Genomic DNA, 15122 nt, shown 5'->3' with positions numbered 1-15122 from the left:
ACGAATTTACGCCAGAATACGACCCTTTTCGCCACGTTTCGATCTCTCAGTGCACACGGAGCGCACACGAAAAATGGCCACCTACACAAAGCTCTCGTCCGGTTCCTGGCGTGTCCAGGTCCGTCGCAAAGGTCGCTACGTCAGCGAGACCTTCCTGCGCCGAGACGATGCACGACGCTGGGCGACCGAAACCGAGCGCCAAGTCGATCGTGGTGAGACGCCGACAAAGTCCCGTATAGCGCGCCTGAAGACCTTCGGCGAACTCATCGACCTTCATATCGACGACATGTGCGATGTAGGCAAGTCCCCTCGCCGCTCCAAGGCCGCAGCCCTCGATATGCTCCGAAGACATCTGGGGAAGTGCAACATCGCAGCCCTTGATCGCGAACGGCTCATTCGTTTTGGTCGCGACCGGGCCGACCAAGGCGCCGGACCGATGACTCTCGGTATCGACATCGGCTTTATAAAACTCATTCTGGCTCATGCCGCTGCAGTTCACGGCCTGCCCGTCAAGGTCGAACCAGTTGATCTCGCGCGTATCGCCCTCAAGAGACTTGGCCTCGTTGGGAAAGGTCACCAGCGCGACAGACGGCCGACGCAGGATGAACTCGACAGGCTCATCGGCCACTTCGATGCAAACGCTCGTCAAATTGCTCCGCTTAGCCAGATCATACGTTTCGCCGTCGCAACCGCGATGCGCCAGGAGGAGATCTGCAAGGTGCGTTGGTCCGACCTGGAATCTCGCACGCGGATGCTTCTTATCCGTGACCGGAAAGACCCTCGGAACAAGAACGGCAACAATCAGCGCATACCGCTATTCGCGGCAACCGGATACGATGCGTGGGCCATTGTTGAGGAGCAACTGGCAAAGCGCAGCAATGAAGATGATCGAATTTTCCCCTTCAATCATAGGTCAGTCGGCACCGCCTTCCGTCGAGGGTGCGCGGACCTGGACATCCACGACCTTCATTTTCATGACTTGCGGCACGAAGGGACAAGCCGCCTTTTCGAGGCCGGATTCACGATCGAACAGGTTGCGCTGGTAACTGGGCACAAAGACTGGAAAATGTTGAAGCGCTACACCCATCTGAAGCCGGAGGCTCTCCACGCGCTGTTGGCAGCGCGCGCCGCATAGAAGCCGGCGCAAGTGCGATCTGCTGTGTGCTAACAACAAAAACTTCAATCTGCCGCTTCCTGAGGATTACCTATCAACCTCCCTCAGGCGGCTGCGTGGAAAACGCAGCGATGATCGCCTCGAGCGAGACATTCAATGCATTGGAAAAGGTCCTGCCCTTCTGCCAAATCGCAACGTAGTGATAGAGCGCGGACGGTTCCACCGGTTTCGCTTCGAGGTTAAACGCCGCGTATTCACGCGCAATGATCTCATTGGTTATCGAAATGCCCAGGCCAGCCGAGACGTATCCGGCTTCGTGACCGTTGCAATCGAATTCCACCAGTATGTCTGGCTCAACGCCGGCGAAGCGCAAGGCATTGAAGTTCATCTGGTGAGCGGCGAACTTGGGATCGATATCGACGATCGTTTCGCCTGCCAGGTCTTGCGCCTCGATACAGGTCTGTTTTGAAAAGCGGTGGTCGGGATGGAAGATGCATACGTTTCGTGCCGACCCGAGCGGCGCCCATTCGAACAGGCGTGGATCCAGGGGCAATCTCGAGATTCCGAGATCCGCGCGCCCAGCCAGGATGTGCTCGCCAATCTGCTCGTAGCTTCCCGAAATCGATCGGACATTCGAAGCGGTCTTTGAGTGGATAGTCGCCACGACTTTGGGCAAGGTCACGAAGCCGAAAACAGAGGGCGCGGCAATCGCAATCCGTTGCTTTTCCTCGTTCTTCATAGCGAAGATCGACGCCTCCAGGCGATCCAGCGACGTCAGGGCAAGTTCTACGTTTCGCAGGAGTTCCCAGGCTTCCTGCAAGGGGACGATGCGGTTGGCTGATCTCTTGAAGAGTGTGATGCCGAGCGTGATCTCGAGTTGCTTCACGTGTTGACTGACGGCCGGCTGGCTTATCCCGAGCGCTGCCGCCGCTCGCCTTGTCGATCCGGCCCGCAAGACTTCTCGGAAGACCTTCAGTTGACGAAGCTTGAGGTCGCTCTGCAACAACTCCATTCCCTGCGCGCCTTTCCCTGATAACCACCCGGGAAGCAGAAATCGCCATCCTGAGGAGCACCGAACCACCTCAGTATATAACGGCGCGTTATAGATAAAATAATAAAAATTATAGATTGAGTGTGTAATTTCACGCGCTAGAATTAGCGAATATCCCAATTAACTCCAAATTACAAATATAACAATTCACAACCTTGGGTTATACGACTTGGTCTGAGTGACAAAGGCCGGCGTATCCTTCGGTAATTGCGAGTCGAGGAAAGCGCCCCATGGGTGGTTTTACTACTCAGTTTGTTGTCGCACTCACCGTGACCATCAGCCTGGCCCTTGTCAGCGGCTGCCTTGGTACGGCATTTGGGTTGTTTTTGGCGATTTCGAAGGGCACGGCAAAACCGCGCCTCAACGCGGTCGTGACCGCCTACACCACAGTCGTCCGGGGTGTACCAGAACTTCTGATTATCCTGCTCATCTACTTCGGCGGAACCACGCTCGCCAGCAAGATCGCCGGCCGGTATGTCGAGGTGAACGCATTCACCGCAGGCGTTATCGCGCTCTCGGTCGTTTTCAGCGGTTATGCGACCGAAGTGTTTCGCGGCGCGATTGCGGCTGTGCCAGCGGGCCAAACCGAAGCGGCAAAGTCGCTTGGGCTGAACGCCTGGCAGCGCTGGATGTTCGTCATCGGACCTCAGATGCTGCGGTTGGCGCTGCCTGCCTATGGCAATCTCTGGATTTCGCTCTTCAAGGATACCGCACTGGTTTCGATCGTCGGCCTGACCGACATCATGCGCGTTGCGTATGTGGGGGCCGGATCCTTGCGCGCACCGTTGACCTTCTACCTTGCGGCCTCCGCTCTCTATCTGTCGCTGACCACCGTCACGCTGCTGTCGATCCGGCTGGCTGAGCGGCGCTATCCGGCACTCGGCCGGTAGGAGGGATGCGAACCATGAACCTCGGCTTGATGTTTGACGCAATGGTTGTCCTGCCTTCGGGCGTTGGTCTCACATTGACCCTGACGATTTTGTCGCTGACGGCCGGGTTCCTTCTGTCCGTGCCGCTTGCCTTCATGCGCGCATTTGGACGTCCCGGTCTTTCGCTCTCGGTGCTGGCATACACCTATGTCATTCGCGGCACGCCGATGCTCGTTCAGCTCTTTCTGCTCTACTACGGCCTGGCTCAGATCGAGGCGGTGCGAACCAGCATCTTCTGGGTGATCCTGCGCGACCCTTTTTGGTGCGCCCTTCTGACATTTTCGCTGAACAGCGCGGCACACACCACCGAGATCCTGTGCCGCGGTCTCCAGTCCGTGCCTAAGGGTGTCACCGAGGCAGCCACGTCTCTCGGCTTGAAACGCTTCCAGATCGCTCGCCTGGTCATTTTCCCGATCGCTTTCAGGATATCGCTCCCGGCCTACGGCAATGAGATCGTCGGAATGATCAAGGGCTCGTCCCTGGCGAGCACGGTAACGCTGCTCGAGATCACCGGCATGGCGAGACAGATGGTTTCGACCACGTTCGCGCCGTACGAGATCTTCATCGTCGCCGGAGCGATCTACCTATCGCTCACCTCGATGGCGGTGAAAGCGATCCAGTTGCTGGAGCGATGGCTGTCGACCGACGGCCATCCGGTTCGCCGACGAAAGGCGCGATTGCGCCCCGCCCTACCTGACCCAGAGATCACGACGCCCCTGCCCTGACGCCGCCGCAGGTTCTGGGCTCCCCTTTCCATCCAAACCAACGAAGAGGTGCATCATGCGCATACCCCTGGCTATTGCTGTTTCTATCGCATCCCTGATGTCGGCAGTGCCGGCGAGCGCGCAAAGCGAGCGCGTCATATCGATTGCCACTGAAGGCGCCTCGCCGCCCTGGGACGGCACCGACGCGAACGGTCAACTTTACGGTTACGATATCGATGTCGGACAGGAGCTGTGCCGTCGCATTGAGATCAAATGTACCTTCGTCCCGCAGGATTGGGACGGGATCATCCCGGCACTGCTTGTCGGCAAGTTCGACGTCATCATGTCCGGGATGGCGATCACGGAAAAACGCAAGCAGTCGATCGCGTTCTCGATCCCCTATGCCACCGGCTTCAACCAGTTCGTGGTGCGCAAGGACCTGGGCCTCGACGCCGGCGGCACCAAGGAAAAGGTCAACCTTTCGACCATCGGCGACAAAGAGAAGGCGACCATCGAACGCCTCAGATCGAAACTCGCCGGCAAGGCGATCGGGGCCCTGCGCTCGTCGAATTCGGAAGCAGTCGTGAAGGAAATCCTGGGCGATGTCGTGACCATTCGCAGTTATGACAGCCTGGACAACATGAAGCTCGACCTTGCCGCGGGTCGCATCGACGGCGGCCTCGCCGACTATTTCACCTGGCGCGATTTTCTGGAGACACCTTCCGGTTCGGATGCGGTGTTTTTCGGGCCGGAATTGAAGGGCGGGCTCTGGGGGCCGGGCGTCGGTGCCGGCATGCGCAAAGACGATGCCGAGTTGCTCACCAAGTTCAACGCGGCAATCGACGCGGCCACCAAGGATGGGACGATCAAGGCGCTGAGCCTAAAATGGTTCAAGAGCGATATCTCACCGGCCGTGTCGCAATAGGCCTCGGCAACCGACTTCGACATTGACCTGGCGCTGGCCGGAACGCCGGCGCCCTCCCCTCCTTCAAGGCGAATTCCATGAAAGACCAGTTCTGCGCGGTCGTTACCGGCCAATCCCTGATCAAGCACGACGTCCGTGACGTCAAAGACGAACGCTTCATCGCGGTTACGGACTTCCTGCGTCAAGGCGACGTCGTCTTCACAAACTTCGAGTCGACGATCCTCGGCAAGCATGGCGGGTGGCCGACCAAGGGCAAATACTTCGGATATTCCAGGGCTGAAGTGCTCGACGCATTGCAGGCCATCGGTTTCAATGCGCTTGCGCTGGCAAACAACCACGCTTTCGATCTCGGTGCTGGCGGCATCCTCTCGACGCTGGAGGAGGTGGAAGCGCGCGGTTTCCTGCATGCCGGCATCGGTGCCGACGAGACTGACGCCGGGAAACCGGGCCGCCGCTGGCTGGGCGCGCGCGAGGTCGCGCTTCTTGCGATGGATGCAGGCCCCGGCCCGACCAACATGTATGCCGAAGACCGCACGGCCTTCCGCCCGGCTCGGCCCGGCGTCAATCGCCTGAACACCGTTCGCAAGATGGGGGTGCCGGACGGACATTTCGGCAGACTGGCAAGGCTGAGCGCTCATTTGCAAAGCTCCCCGTTTGAACTGGCCAACTATGCGCAACCGGAGGACCCGGTAGAGGTGTCGGCCGGCACGGAGATCAATTTCTACGGCACCGTGTTCGCGCAAGCCGCCGATTTCGGCCGTCTGATCGAAGTCGATCAGCGGAGCGCGAGTGTCCATCTGGCCGCCATCCGGCACGCGGCGGCACAAGGCGATTTCGTCATCGCCTATTTGCACCACCATCATTGGGAACCAGGTTGGCAGGACGTGCCGCGCTGGGTACAGACCTTTGCGCGGATGTGCATCGACGCCGGCGCGAACCTGTTCGTCAGCCACGGCGCTCCGGTGCTGCAGGCCGTGGAAATCTACAAGGGCTCGCCGATCTTCTATGGCCTCGGCAATTTCCTCTTCCACGTGCACGCCGACGAAACCGAATGGGATCCACCGGAAGTCTGGCAAAGCATCGTCGCCGCATGCCGCTATGACGCGGGCGGAAACCTCGCGGAAATAGACCTCCTGCCCGTCCTGATCGGCGCGCAGGCCCAGTCTCTCGGATCGGCAACAGGCAGACTGGTGCCCGTCGCCGTGACGGGAAGCGCGGCGAAAGAGATCCTCGAGGGATTCGCGACCCGCTCGCGGGCGTTCGGCGTCGAAATCGAAGTGTCCTCGGCTTGCGGCCGTATCGCCGTGCCGGCTGCCCGAAAATTCGGCTGACAGGCCTGACTGGCCGTTAGGCGGTCTTGCATTCGGCCGGAGAGGATTCGCCGGCCGTCTCGCTGTCCGCCTTTGTGTCTGGCAGGGCCAGTTCTTCTCCTAACGCTGCGATCAGGGACGAGACGCGACCTCGCACACGCGGCGGAAGATTCACTAGCCCCTCGATCAGGCGCCGGCCCTCCGCGCTGGCAATGAAATCCAAGCGCTCATCGACCGGCAGGGGCCGCGCCTCGACGCGGGCCTCATCGTTTCCCGGCAGGCCTTCGAAGAAGCGGCCGACAGGAACGTGCAACGACGTAGCGATCTCGTAGAGCATCGACGCGCTCACGCGATTCCGCGCGTTCTCGTATTTCTGGAGCTGCTGGAAGCTAATACCGATGGATCGCGCGAGCTGGGCTTGTGATATGTCCGACTGGACCCGAACGGTCGCAATCTGCCTGCCGACATGCCGATCGGCAAGATGAGGTTCACTCTCGATCTTTGGCTTCGACGCCATCCGAAAGACGGGTTGTTGCGATTTCAACAATGCCTTTCTGTGCTCCCATAGTCAGTCGGATAGGGTTGTGGCGGTGTGAACTAGCCTCGTCTCTAGGTCACCTGAATGGCAAACGGCCATTTAATATACCTTATAGGGTGTAAAATAACCCTATATGTGGCAAAGAAAATCGGCCTGCCGATTGTGGACTCATGGTCAGTCCACGACAGATTCGAGCCGCACGGGCTTTGCTTGGTTGGTCGCAGCAGGAGCTAGCTGACAAGGCAATTGTATCGCTGAACGCGCTGGCCCGGTTGGAAAATGGCAAGGTAGATTCCCGGATCAGCACTTTGCAGGCGATTGAGGCGGCTCTGACAAAAGCGGGTATCGAATTCTTATCCGCTGGTCAGAAGGGTGAGGGTGTACGGCTCTTAGATCCTCTGGTTTGAATGTTCAGTTAGCGGAAAGACGGGATCCGGGCCGCATTGGGCTGTGATCTCGCCATTGCAATTGACGTTCGCCTAGATACCCTCCTGCGCGTGACGAAAGGTAAAGTCGTGTTATTGTCGGAATCAGTCATGATCCGAGCTCCAGACAGCTTGGGTTGTGGTTAGGTCGAACGATGTGTTGGAGCACGTCGTTCGGCTGCGAAAAGCGAACCACAAATTACGTACATACCGTACATTACGGACACCATCATTGTCAAACACTCCTGATCCTGTCGACACCAAAACCGAACGCTTCGAGTTGCGACTCTCGACTGACTTGCTTGCTCGCGTTGACGAATGGCGTCGCACTCAGCCAGATCTGCCCACTAGATCGGAAGCGTTCCGCCGATTGGTGGAGGCTGGTCTAGCTTCAAAATAGCTTACGCCTTAGTAAAAACATCTCGCTTACAAATTGGAGCGTCTCAAGGATGCTTACGCGATCGACGGGACGGTCGACTTTATTGGATTCGAAATTGCGCACCCAAACCAGTGACAAGCAGGTCTGAGAAATCTGTGGCTCCCGAAGCGAACACGTTCATGACGTGGGTGCAGCATCGAGCCATCCAATCGCCCCTAGCGTGATTGCCGATGTGGCATTCGTTTGACGATTTACAGCCACACTGGTTGGGCGGTCGCTATCCCGACCGCGGGTCACCCTGGGCGTCTGCAAACCACATTGGCTCCCGGCAGCTTCTAGGCCGGAATCGGACTGGCAGCTTCCAGTATAATGATGGGCAGATGCGGTCGTTCCGCTCTTGGCCTATAGGCTGACCTCAAAGTTTCTTGGCCTGTCCAATAGTGTGAAAATCGTATTTCACACCGACGGGCATATTCAACGCCGCTTACTTCGTAGTTTTTTTCGCGCCAGCCCAACGTGAAAGCACACCCTTCACACGGGGTCGCAGGTTCAATCCCTGCATCGCCCACCAAAATCCATTAAAAATCAGGCACTTAGTAACGTTCTGCTCAACTATACCGCCCTGACGTTTTTCATCTCGCCACCATCTCGCCACTGAACCGACAATTTTTTCGACTTTGGCGTCGCGAGCTGAGCGGCGGCTTTCGCCTCTTTCACGGCGGTAACAGGGGTTCGATTCCCCTTGGGCGTACCAGACTTTTCAAGCACTTAGCAGATTTCCAGTCTGCCCGCGGGCAATTTCCCCTAAGTTTTCCCTAATATTCGCCGGCATTCATTGCCGTCCATTTTGGCGAATCAATTTCCCTTTCATCCCCTGCCGCGTTAGCTGCTTGATGAATTATAGGAGGATTTGCAGTGGCAAAGAGGTTCCCTATGTCTGATGACGACCGCCGTCAGATGATCGAAAACGGCGACCTAATGCCGGACACCAACGGAGACGACAGATTTGCAGGGCTGACGGCTGAAGAGTCAGACGAGTTTTGGCCGCTTAGAGCGCTTGCGATTGCGGGACAATGGATGGGTGATCCCTCCAGAGCACGCTATCTCGCACTCATCGAAAAACGCGACCGAGTGCGCGAAGGTCTATTCAATGAAGAATTCAAAGCTAAGCGGACGGGGCGTTTAACGTAAAGCACGCTCAAGGCTCCTCATGGCCACAGGTGGGGGAACGCGGTCCTCATCCATGCCATAAGTGCCAGGATCTCTTCGACAGGACGGTCCCGGTATTGCTCTTTGATCTGGCGTACGATTTCAGCATTTTTGATCATTTTGATGCTCCTGTGTTTCAGTTCACGAAGCATAGGCTAGACCGAAAGCAATATGGATTTCGCCTCGCTGACGAACCAATTATTTGACGCCGTTTCTGTTCTTTTCAATGGCTTAACGCGTGATGAGAATATGGAAAACCCATATTTCATAGGCGCCGGCCCGGCGCTTTAGATAAAGGCCATCGCGATCGAGACAACTGTCACTATGACACCAAGGATCGTGTAAATCGTCGAATATTTGTTCAAGTGGTCCCCAAGCCGCCCTCCGAAGGGCGATGGCACTTCCGGGGCATTTTTTGCGATTTCCTTTGCGATCGACTCGTTATCGCGTCGGCGACGCTCTTCGGTCGACAACCCCAGTTCGCCGCGGAAAAACTCTTCAGACTTCGCGGCAATTTCCCTCCATTCAAACTCCTGCTTGCCCACTATCCGGATAAAGTCCCGTTTGAAGTTGGGGTGGCGGTGCCAATGACGTTGCACTTCGGAGAAAGCAATCCTGCCAGAATCCAGCGCCTTTTGGGTTGGGGAACCCAGTCCCCCCTCACACTCCCAAAAGACAAAATTCTTTGTTTCCGGCGCACGCCAAGTGAGGTCCATCAGGTTTTCGACGTCCTCATCCTCTGCCAGGTCAGAGTTATAGATGTAACGGAATGAGGACTTCCGAACACTGGACACTAATTCCATCGGGAAAATCGGTAGATCTTCCTCGCCTTCAGACATTGGTCGAGCGCCTTTTTGATTCCTGGGAGAACGCAAAGGGTACAAAAACCTTGTGGGAAAAGCCCGCCTCGGCAGGCGCCCGACGCTTCTTGCCTGTAGATGTATGGTGCTGGCTAGGGTTTGCGGTGTCCCCTGACAAGAGACGTGTGCCGCAAACCCTGCGTTCCAGTAGGCGCAACACCCGCCGGCGGGAGATGGCTAGCACCCATCTCCCGTTGGGGCTGCACGGCAACATTGGCGTGAATTTCACTTTCGCGCAACGTGATCCGACCGCAAATGTTGTGGGCAACAACGGAGTTTTCACCATGCGAGACTGGGAAGACGACTACATTGAGGCGTGGAACGTTGGCGGGGCAGACGCCGTCAACAAGCTGATCAAAGACAGGTGTCCCAATGCGGAAGATCAGGTTCGAGAGGCACTTCGATTGGACGATACTGGCCACTGGGATGTGTTGACTCACGAATCCACTAGCCCGGATTTCTCAAGCCTGAGCTGCTGAAGCGGCGGTTGGCGGCTGATTGAGGCAGGCGGGCCGGGGCTGGCGAGGTGGCCAGCGGGATGGCTCGCGTTGGGCGAGTCTGGTGGTTGGCTGTGATCGTGGAAGTAGTGTTGGCGGGCGCGCGGACGCTGCGGGAGGTCGTCGCGGTGGTCGGCCAGGTTCCGGTTCAGGCGGAAGAGAAGGCGCGGCGGAGATACAGGTGGGCCATTTCGAAGTCGATCTGGTTGGGGCAGGCCGAGGCGATGGCGAAGTGGATGCGCCGGACGCTGGTTCGCACCTGGGCGCCGAGCTTGAACAGCTTGAGGCGGATGGTCTGCACTGAGGCGTCGGCGAACTGGGTGTACTTCAGGGCGGTGCGGCGCAGGGCTTCGACCAGAACGTAGGCCATGGCCGAGAACAGCATGCGCAGCTGGTTGGCTGGCAGGGTGGCCGAGGAGGCCCGGTCGGCGAACAACTCGAACTGCTCGCCGATGCGGTTCTCGGCCTCGCCGCGGGCGCAGTAGAGCTCCTCGTAGAGGGCTCTGGCGTCCCACCGTGACTTGGCCAGCGAGGTGACGACGAAGCGAGGGTTTGAGCCCTGCGGCGTGTGCTCGGCCTTGCCCACCACCCGGCGCCGGCGGCTCCAGCTGTCGAGCGTGGCGTAGCGGAAGTCCCTGAACAGGCGGGCCGCCTTGCCGGAGGCGGCGCATAGGCTCGCCACCTCGGCCAGCTGCGGGGCGATCTCGTCCTGCAGGCGGACATTGCGGGCCAGGCCGAAGACGTAGTCGACCTGGTTCTGCTCGCACCAGGCCATCAGCGCCTCGCGGGCGAAGCCGCTGTCGGCGCGCAGAATGATCCGCACTCTGGGCCAGGCGCGGCGGATCTGGGTGATCATGCGGGCGAGCTCCTCCACCGAGCCTGACGCCGCGTCGATGTTGGAGCGGCGCTGGCGGGCCAGGAGCAGATGGCGGCCGCAGAACACGTAGAGCGGCAGATAGCAGTAGCAGTCGTAATAGCCGTGGAAGAAGCGGCCCTCCTGATGGCCGTGCAGGGGGATGTTGGTGGCGTCCAGGTCGATCACGATCTGGCGCGGCGCCCGCTCATGGGCTTCCACGAACAGCTCGATCAGCAGCGCATCGACCATGGCCGGGTCGCAGTCGATCTTGTGATACTTGGCCCCGTGGCGCCGCGGCGTGTGCTCGATCCGGTTCAGCGTACTCTTGCCGGCCAGCGGCTCACAGTCGCCGCGCAGATGCGGCTTCAGCTTGCCGGCCAAGACCTGCAAGGCCGGATCCTTGCGCAGCTCGTCATGGTCGTTCAGGTCCTCGTAGCCCAGCGCCAAGCCGAACACCCGCTGACCCACCAGCGTCTCCAGTCGATGCTCGACCAGGCGCGGGTCGCGCCGATCGGCGAAGCAGCCGGCGAAGCGGCGGATCAGGCCCAGGCCCTTGTCCAACTGGCCCAGCAGCAGCGCCCCGGCGTTGGAAGTGATGGTCCCGCCGTCAAAGCCGGCGACCACAGACTTACGTTCGACCGCTTCAAACTCGAACAGCTTCGCGCTACAGTCCGCCTGCATCGGGGGAATCCTTCAGAATCCGATAACCCATTGTCGCAAATGAATTATCTCAGATTCTGGCCCTCGATGCACTCGTCAGGTTTGAGAAATCCGGGCTAGGGGCCCCCGGAAAAAAATCGATCGAGCCGTAATAAGGCATTACCTGGGCTAGAAGCCAGATTTTCACAGGAGGCATTATGCGAAAAGAGATCGGCAGATACGCCTGCGTCGGGGACGACCGGAAGCGATACACGGTGGTTGAGCTCCACAATCTCAGGAAATTTCAACCTATCGACGGTCCCGCAGAATATATCCCCACCACAAAAGAATGGTTCCTCTCGACGGGCGAGGACGTCAATCAACTGGAGGACGGTAATTTCAAAACGGTGCTTTCTGAAGTTAGTTTGACACGAATTTGACGTCTCTGCGCCCGACCGAGCGGACATGTCTAGCGATGCCCCGGCGTCTTCGGATGGCTGGTGAAAGAGATGTTCCGGTCAGGGCGCCCCGCGTCGCGGCATGGCTGGCAGTACAGCACCTTGACGAGATCCCAGTGCATGCAGCCATGGTCTTCGCCAAGGCGTTTGACGAGCGCCCGGAGATCGAGATTCACATTGCGCCGGCAGGTCATGCAGTCGACCGAGAGCCCCGATCCGACCTGCAGCTTCTTGCCGAGCGTGTCCTCGACAAACGGATATTTCATGGTCATTGGCGGCCGCCAATCATCCGCGAAACCTCTCTGTGTGCCAAACGATTTTGCCATCCAGCTTCATCGGCTTGTGGATCATCAGCCGTTTCGGCAGATGCTCGGGATGCACCTCCAGCAGGGTTATTTTGATCTGCGGCTTGCATCGACTGCAGTCGAATTTGAGCGACATCGGATCGACACCGCCGCCATAGACCATCATGAGGTCCGCTGATCGGCAGTAGCGGACGTTGCCGCAGCTGCACTCGGCCTTCACAAGCATGTTGTGCCGGGTCGCCTTGCCCAGCGTGTCTATCGGATCGTGCGCCATGGACCTAAATGAGGAACATATTCCTCCGAGGTCAAGGCCCTCTTGACTCCGATGTTCTTATTTTGTTCACTGTTGGCAAAATGGAGACACAGCCATGAAATCGATCATCGCCACCGAATCCGAACAGCCCGAGCTTTACGCCCTGGTGAAGCGTGAGCGTCCAGCGATTAACAGGGCGGTCGACAAGATGACCAAGCAGATGCGTGGCCTTTCCGATGTGAGTCAGAAAGTGGCCATTGCCCAGCTTACCGCAACCTGGGCATTGGCGAACTATCCAGACGACCCCGATCTTGCGTTATCTCTTTCGGAGGCAATCCGCCATCAGACGGACATCTATCTCCGGGAAATCACGAAGGCGGGCGTTCGGCACTAGGGGAAGTTACATGGGCCGCATCAGCGTTGCAGTGGACCTGGAGAAGGCCGCTGATACGATTGCGGACGTCTCCCGTGCGGACCTTCAGATAAAGCTACGTCGGGCCGCTCTGATGCTCAGGAACGTGGGCGGCATTGATCTAGACCCAAAGGTCGATGAATCGCTAACCGGGCTGGCCGTTGAGATGGGATTATCCAAGACGGATCTCATTAGGACCATCGTAGGCGATTGGCTCATCGCCAACGCCTATCTGCCCGTGCCGTGCACCCTTGATGAAGAGGGCGCCACTGAGGGAAGTGCTTAATAAGCCTGCTCAAGCGAGGAAGGCAGCCGGAGGGGCATCCATGGAACGCAGCGACGTCTGGTTCATCGCGGTGGTCGCGGCGACATTAGGCTTTCTGGCCGGAATGGCCTGGATGGATAACGGGCACTCGGCCGATAAGCTGGTAACTTATCAAACTCTGATCACAGGCTTCATGGCTGTCGCCGCCGCGTTCATCACGGTCAACGCAATGAACCGATCGGACCAGGAGCAGAGGCGACGGCACGCTGAGCAGATGGCGCATGTCAAAGAACCTGAGCGTCTTGTCCGGCGGCGAGCTGCAGAGGTATACCCGCACTTCTTCAGCTACCTTGCAGAAATAGCCGAGAATATCGGCCTTCTTACGAGGGAAGACAGAGGCCCCAAACACATCGACAAGCAATTGCTCAAGATGGCCTCGGACTTTCTGATCTTACTGCACCAATCGGTGCATTCCGAGACGATGCGCCAGGCCCGCTCATTTTTTGACGCATCGACAGAGACGAACTTCCAGTTCATCTCGCTAAAGGATAACGACTTCGAAAAGGATGAGTATAGGGAGTCCCTAAGACCCATTGCGGTTCACGTCATGGACGGAACCCTTCCGGATTACGAGGAGTCGGACTATTTCTATCGTCTGTGCGACACGATCCATGATATGCATACACCGCTGGTCGGCCTTTCGCGCGGCGACCAGAATTCGGATGGGCGCTGTCTCGTTTTTTATTGGCCATACGTTGCAGCAACACGTTCCCCAGCGTTTGCTAGCTTCGCCTCGGGCGAAGACGCTATTGCAATTCGTCAACGGACGATAGCGAACTCTGGTGTTTAACTTGTGGACGACTCGTCGGAAGTCTATAGCGGAACGCGTTGAACGCGGCAAATTTTCCTAGCCGGGGGAAAGACCCGGAAGATTTTGTTTATCAGACTTGGAGTAGTCTCCTTGTGCGCGGTCATTTGGTAGTGATCGGATGCGCGATCATTAGTTTGGAAAGGGCTGCAATGCCTAAATATCAGCACAATGGCTGGAAAATTCAGACTCAGATGACCTCTGCTGGCTGGCATGCGCTTATGTGGGCGCCCGGGAGCTCGCTCTGCAAAAGCGAGGTCGCAGAAGCGACAATCGACGAGGGTGAGCAAATGTGCCTGGCTCGTGCAAAAAACATGATCGAAGGCTGGGAAAACGGCAACGCTTAGATCGATCCTCGGCGCGGATGAGACGAAAAAGCCGCCGCCCGAGGGCCGCGCGGCTTGCGGGTCATTTGGTCGTCCGATCGTAGGCCGCTCGATTCCGGCATTCCGCGCAACAGTAGCGAGCCGCTGGGCTGCCGGGCTGAAACATGTCGCCGCACTGATCGCACTTGCGGGGTGTAGCCTTCTGGCCCGCTGCCCTGCACTCGATCGAGCACCAATTCTGAGTATGTCTGTGCGGCTTGAACACGCGCTGGCAATGGCTACACAGGCGTTCGGGCTTCGGGGTGCGGCCGGCGTCAGTGCATGCCCGCGAGCAATAGAGACCGGCCTTGCTACGGCTGAGCGTCTGGAATGCCTTCTTGCACGTTGCGCATTCTTTTTGCTCGAGTATGTCACCGCGGGCATGTCGTGCGCACGATGACGAGCAGAACCGGGAGTCCTCCACGGAAGGCCGAAACGACGTGCCGCAGAACTCGCAGGCCCGCTTGCGAAGCTGTTGCTTTTGGGCAAGGTAGAATGCCCGCTTCGTGATTTCCTTGCCCTGGTAATCGTCCGCCTGTTCACGCCGGACTTTGGTGGCCAGTCGGCAGAGTTCGCTGCACCACGACACGCGCCGCAACTGATGGTCCGACGTGTCGAGCAACTGGCCGCAACCAAGGCAGTTTTCTCGATCGGCGCCTTCCGATTGACCTTGCAGCCAGGTCGGAGCCGCCGAGGACCGACGATCCGCTTTTCTCTCTACCCAACGTCTTGTGCACGCCGCATGTCGCCGCCTGGACGA

19 protein-coding genes are annotated in these 15122 nt (G+C 58.3%); 13 read left to right on the top strand and 6 right to left on the bottom strand.

The window, feature by feature from the left end; translation table 11 throughout:
• Positions 1 to 73: 73 nt before the first annotated feature.
• Positions 74 to 1135 carry a site-specific integrase gene (locus NKJ12_RS16360; protein WP_352703889.1) on the top strand — a complete coding sequence of 354 codons (1062 nt, stop codon included), beginning with the start codon at positions 74 to 76 and terminating at the stop codon, positions 1133 to 1135.
• 73 nt (positions 1136 to 1208) lie between these two features.
• Here the strand turns inward: NKJ12_RS16360 and NKJ12_RS16355 are convergent, their stop codons facing one another.
• A complete protein-coding gene (locus NKJ12_RS16355; RefSeq protein WP_352703886.1) occupies positions 1209 to 2126 on the bottom strand; it encodes a LysR family transcriptional regulator in 918 nt (305 codons plus the stop codon).
• 269 nt (positions 2127 to 2395) lie between these two features.
• Between NKJ12_RS16355 and NKJ12_RS16350 the strand changes: the two genes are divergently transcribed.
• The 4 genes from NKJ12_RS16350 to NKJ12_RS16335 all read left to right on the top strand — a co-directional run bounded on the left by NKJ12_RS16350 (position 2396) and on the right by NKJ12_RS16335 (position 6054).
• Positions 2396 to 3055, top strand: a complete 660-nt coding sequence (locus NKJ12_RS16350; protein ID WP_352703884.1) for an ABC transporter permease — start codon at positions 2396 to 2398, stop codon at positions 3053 to 3055.
• Positions 3056 to 3069: 14 nt separating this feature from the next.
• Positions 3070 to 3819 carry an ABC transporter permease gene (locus NKJ12_RS16345; RefSeq protein ID WP_352703882.1) on the top strand — a complete coding sequence of 250 codons (750 nt, stop codon included), beginning with the start codon at positions 3070 to 3072 and terminating at the stop codon, positions 3817 to 3819.
• Positions 3820 to 3874: 55 nt separating this feature from the next.
• Positions 3875 to 4723 carry a transporter substrate-binding domain-containing protein gene (locus NKJ12_RS16340; protein WP_352703880.1) on the top strand — a complete coding sequence of 283 codons (849 nt, stop codon included), beginning with the start codon at positions 3875 to 3877 and terminating at the stop codon, positions 4721 to 4723.
• Between the two features lie 77 nt (positions 4724 to 4800).
• Positions 4801 to 6054: a CapA family protein gene (locus NKJ12_RS16335; RefSeq protein ID WP_352703878.1), complete on the top strand. Its 1254-nt coding sequence runs from the start codon at positions 4801 to 4803 to the stop codon at positions 6052 to 6054.
• A 16-nt stretch (positions 6055 to 6070) separates the two neighbouring features.
• Here the strand turns inward: NKJ12_RS16335 and NKJ12_RS16330 are convergent, their stop codons facing one another.
• Positions 6071 to 6580: a helix-turn-helix domain-containing protein gene (locus NKJ12_RS16330; RefSeq protein ID WP_352703876.1), complete on the bottom strand. Its 510-nt coding sequence runs from the start codon at positions 6578 to 6580 to the stop codon at positions 6071 to 6073.
• A gap of 161 nt (positions 6581 to 6741) precedes the next feature.
• Here NKJ12_RS16330 and NKJ12_RS16325 point away from each other — a divergent pair, with 161 nt between their 5' ends.
• Positions 6742 to 6978 carry a helix-turn-helix domain-containing protein gene (locus NKJ12_RS16325; RefSeq protein WP_352703874.1) on the top strand — a complete coding sequence of 79 codons (237 nt, stop codon included), beginning with the start codon at positions 6742 to 6744 and terminating at the stop codon, positions 6976 to 6978.
• A 1330-nt stretch (positions 6979 to 8308) separates the two neighbouring features.
• Entirely contained in the window at positions 8309 to 8566 is a 258-nt protein-coding gene (locus NKJ12_RS16320; protein ID WP_352703872.1) for a hypothetical protein, read from the top strand.
• A gap of 305 nt (positions 8567 to 8871) precedes the next feature.
• Here NKJ12_RS16320 and NKJ12_RS16315 read toward each other — a convergent pair whose 3' ends face one another.
• Positions 8872 to 9423 (bottom strand): hypothetical protein, encoded by a 552-nt coding sequence (locus NKJ12_RS16315; protein WP_352703870.1) that lies wholly within the window; start codon positions 9421 to 9423, stop codon positions 8872 to 8874.
• A gap of 194 nt (positions 9424 to 9617) precedes the next feature.
• On the opposite strand from NKJ12_RS16315, the gene NKJ12_RS16310 reads away from it, so the two are divergent.
• Positions 9618 to 9923 (top strand): hypothetical protein, encoded by a 306-nt coding sequence (locus tag NKJ12_RS16310; protein ID WP_352703868.1) that lies wholly within the window; start codon positions 9618 to 9620, stop codon positions 9921 to 9923.
• A 166-nt stretch (positions 9924 to 10089) separates the two neighbouring features.
• On the opposite strand, the gene NKJ12_RS16305 is transcribed toward NKJ12_RS16310, so the two are convergent.
• Positions 10090 to 11478, bottom strand: coding sequence for an IS1380 family transposase (locus tag NKJ12_RS16305; RefSeq protein ID WP_352703866.1), 1389 nt, complete (start codon positions 11476 to 11478; stop codon positions 10090 to 10092).
• Between the two features lie 176 nt (positions 11479 to 11654).
• Here NKJ12_RS16305 and NKJ12_RS16300 point away from each other — a divergent pair, with 176 nt between their 5' ends.
• Positions 11655 to 11876: a hypothetical protein gene (locus NKJ12_RS16300; protein WP_352703863.1), complete on the top strand. Its 222-nt coding sequence runs from the start codon at positions 11655 to 11657 to the stop codon at positions 11874 to 11876.
• Positions 11877 to 11905: 29 nt separating this feature from the next.
• On the opposite strand, the gene NKJ12_RS16295 is transcribed toward NKJ12_RS16300, so the two are convergent.
• Together NKJ12_RS16295 and NKJ12_RS16290 are read right to left on the bottom strand one after the other, a co-directional pair.
• Positions 11906 to 12166, bottom strand: coding sequence for a hypothetical protein (locus tag NKJ12_RS16295; protein WP_352703861.1), 261 nt, complete (start codon positions 12164 to 12166; stop codon positions 11906 to 11908).
• Positions 12167 to 12179: 13 nt separating this feature from the next.
• Complete coding sequence (locus NKJ12_RS16290) at positions 12180 to 12362, bottom strand: hypothetical protein (protein WP_352703858.1); 183 nt, start codon at positions 12360 to 12362, stop codon at positions 12180 to 12182.
• 205 nt (positions 12363 to 12567) lie between these two features.
• Between NKJ12_RS16290 and NKJ12_RS16285 the strand changes: the two genes are divergently transcribed.
• The 4 genes from NKJ12_RS16285 to NKJ12_RS16270 all read left to right on the top strand — a co-directional run bounded on the left by NKJ12_RS16285 (position 12568) and on the right by NKJ12_RS16270 (position 14344).
• Positions 12568 to 12846: a hypothetical protein gene (locus NKJ12_RS16285; protein WP_352703856.1), complete on the top strand. Its 279-nt coding sequence runs from the start codon at positions 12568 to 12570 to the stop codon at positions 12844 to 12846.
• Positions 12847 to 12856: 10 nt separating this feature from the next.
• Entirely contained in the window at positions 12857 to 13150 is a 294-nt protein-coding gene (locus NKJ12_RS16280) for a hypothetical protein (RefSeq protein WP_352703854.1), read from the top strand.
• 40 nt (positions 13151 to 13190) lie between these two features.
• A complete protein-coding gene (locus NKJ12_RS16275) occupies positions 13191 to 13979 on the top strand; it encodes a hypothetical protein (protein ID WP_352703852.1) in 789 nt (262 codons plus the stop codon).
• 170 nt (positions 13980 to 14149) lie between these two features.
• On the top strand, positions 14150 to 14344 hold the full coding sequence (locus NKJ12_RS16270; protein WP_352703850.1) for a hypothetical protein: 195 nt from the start codon (positions 14150 to 14152) through the stop codon (positions 14342 to 14344).
• The last annotated feature ends 778 nt before the right edge of the window (positions 14345 to 15122 follow it).

It is taken from the genome of Mesorhizobium sp. M0195, assembly GCF_040322115.1.
Lineage (GTDB): Bacteria > Pseudomonadota > Alphaproteobacteria > Rhizobiales > Rhizobiaceae > Mesorhizobium.
This window is presented reverse-complemented; position numbering and strand designations above follow the sequence as displayed.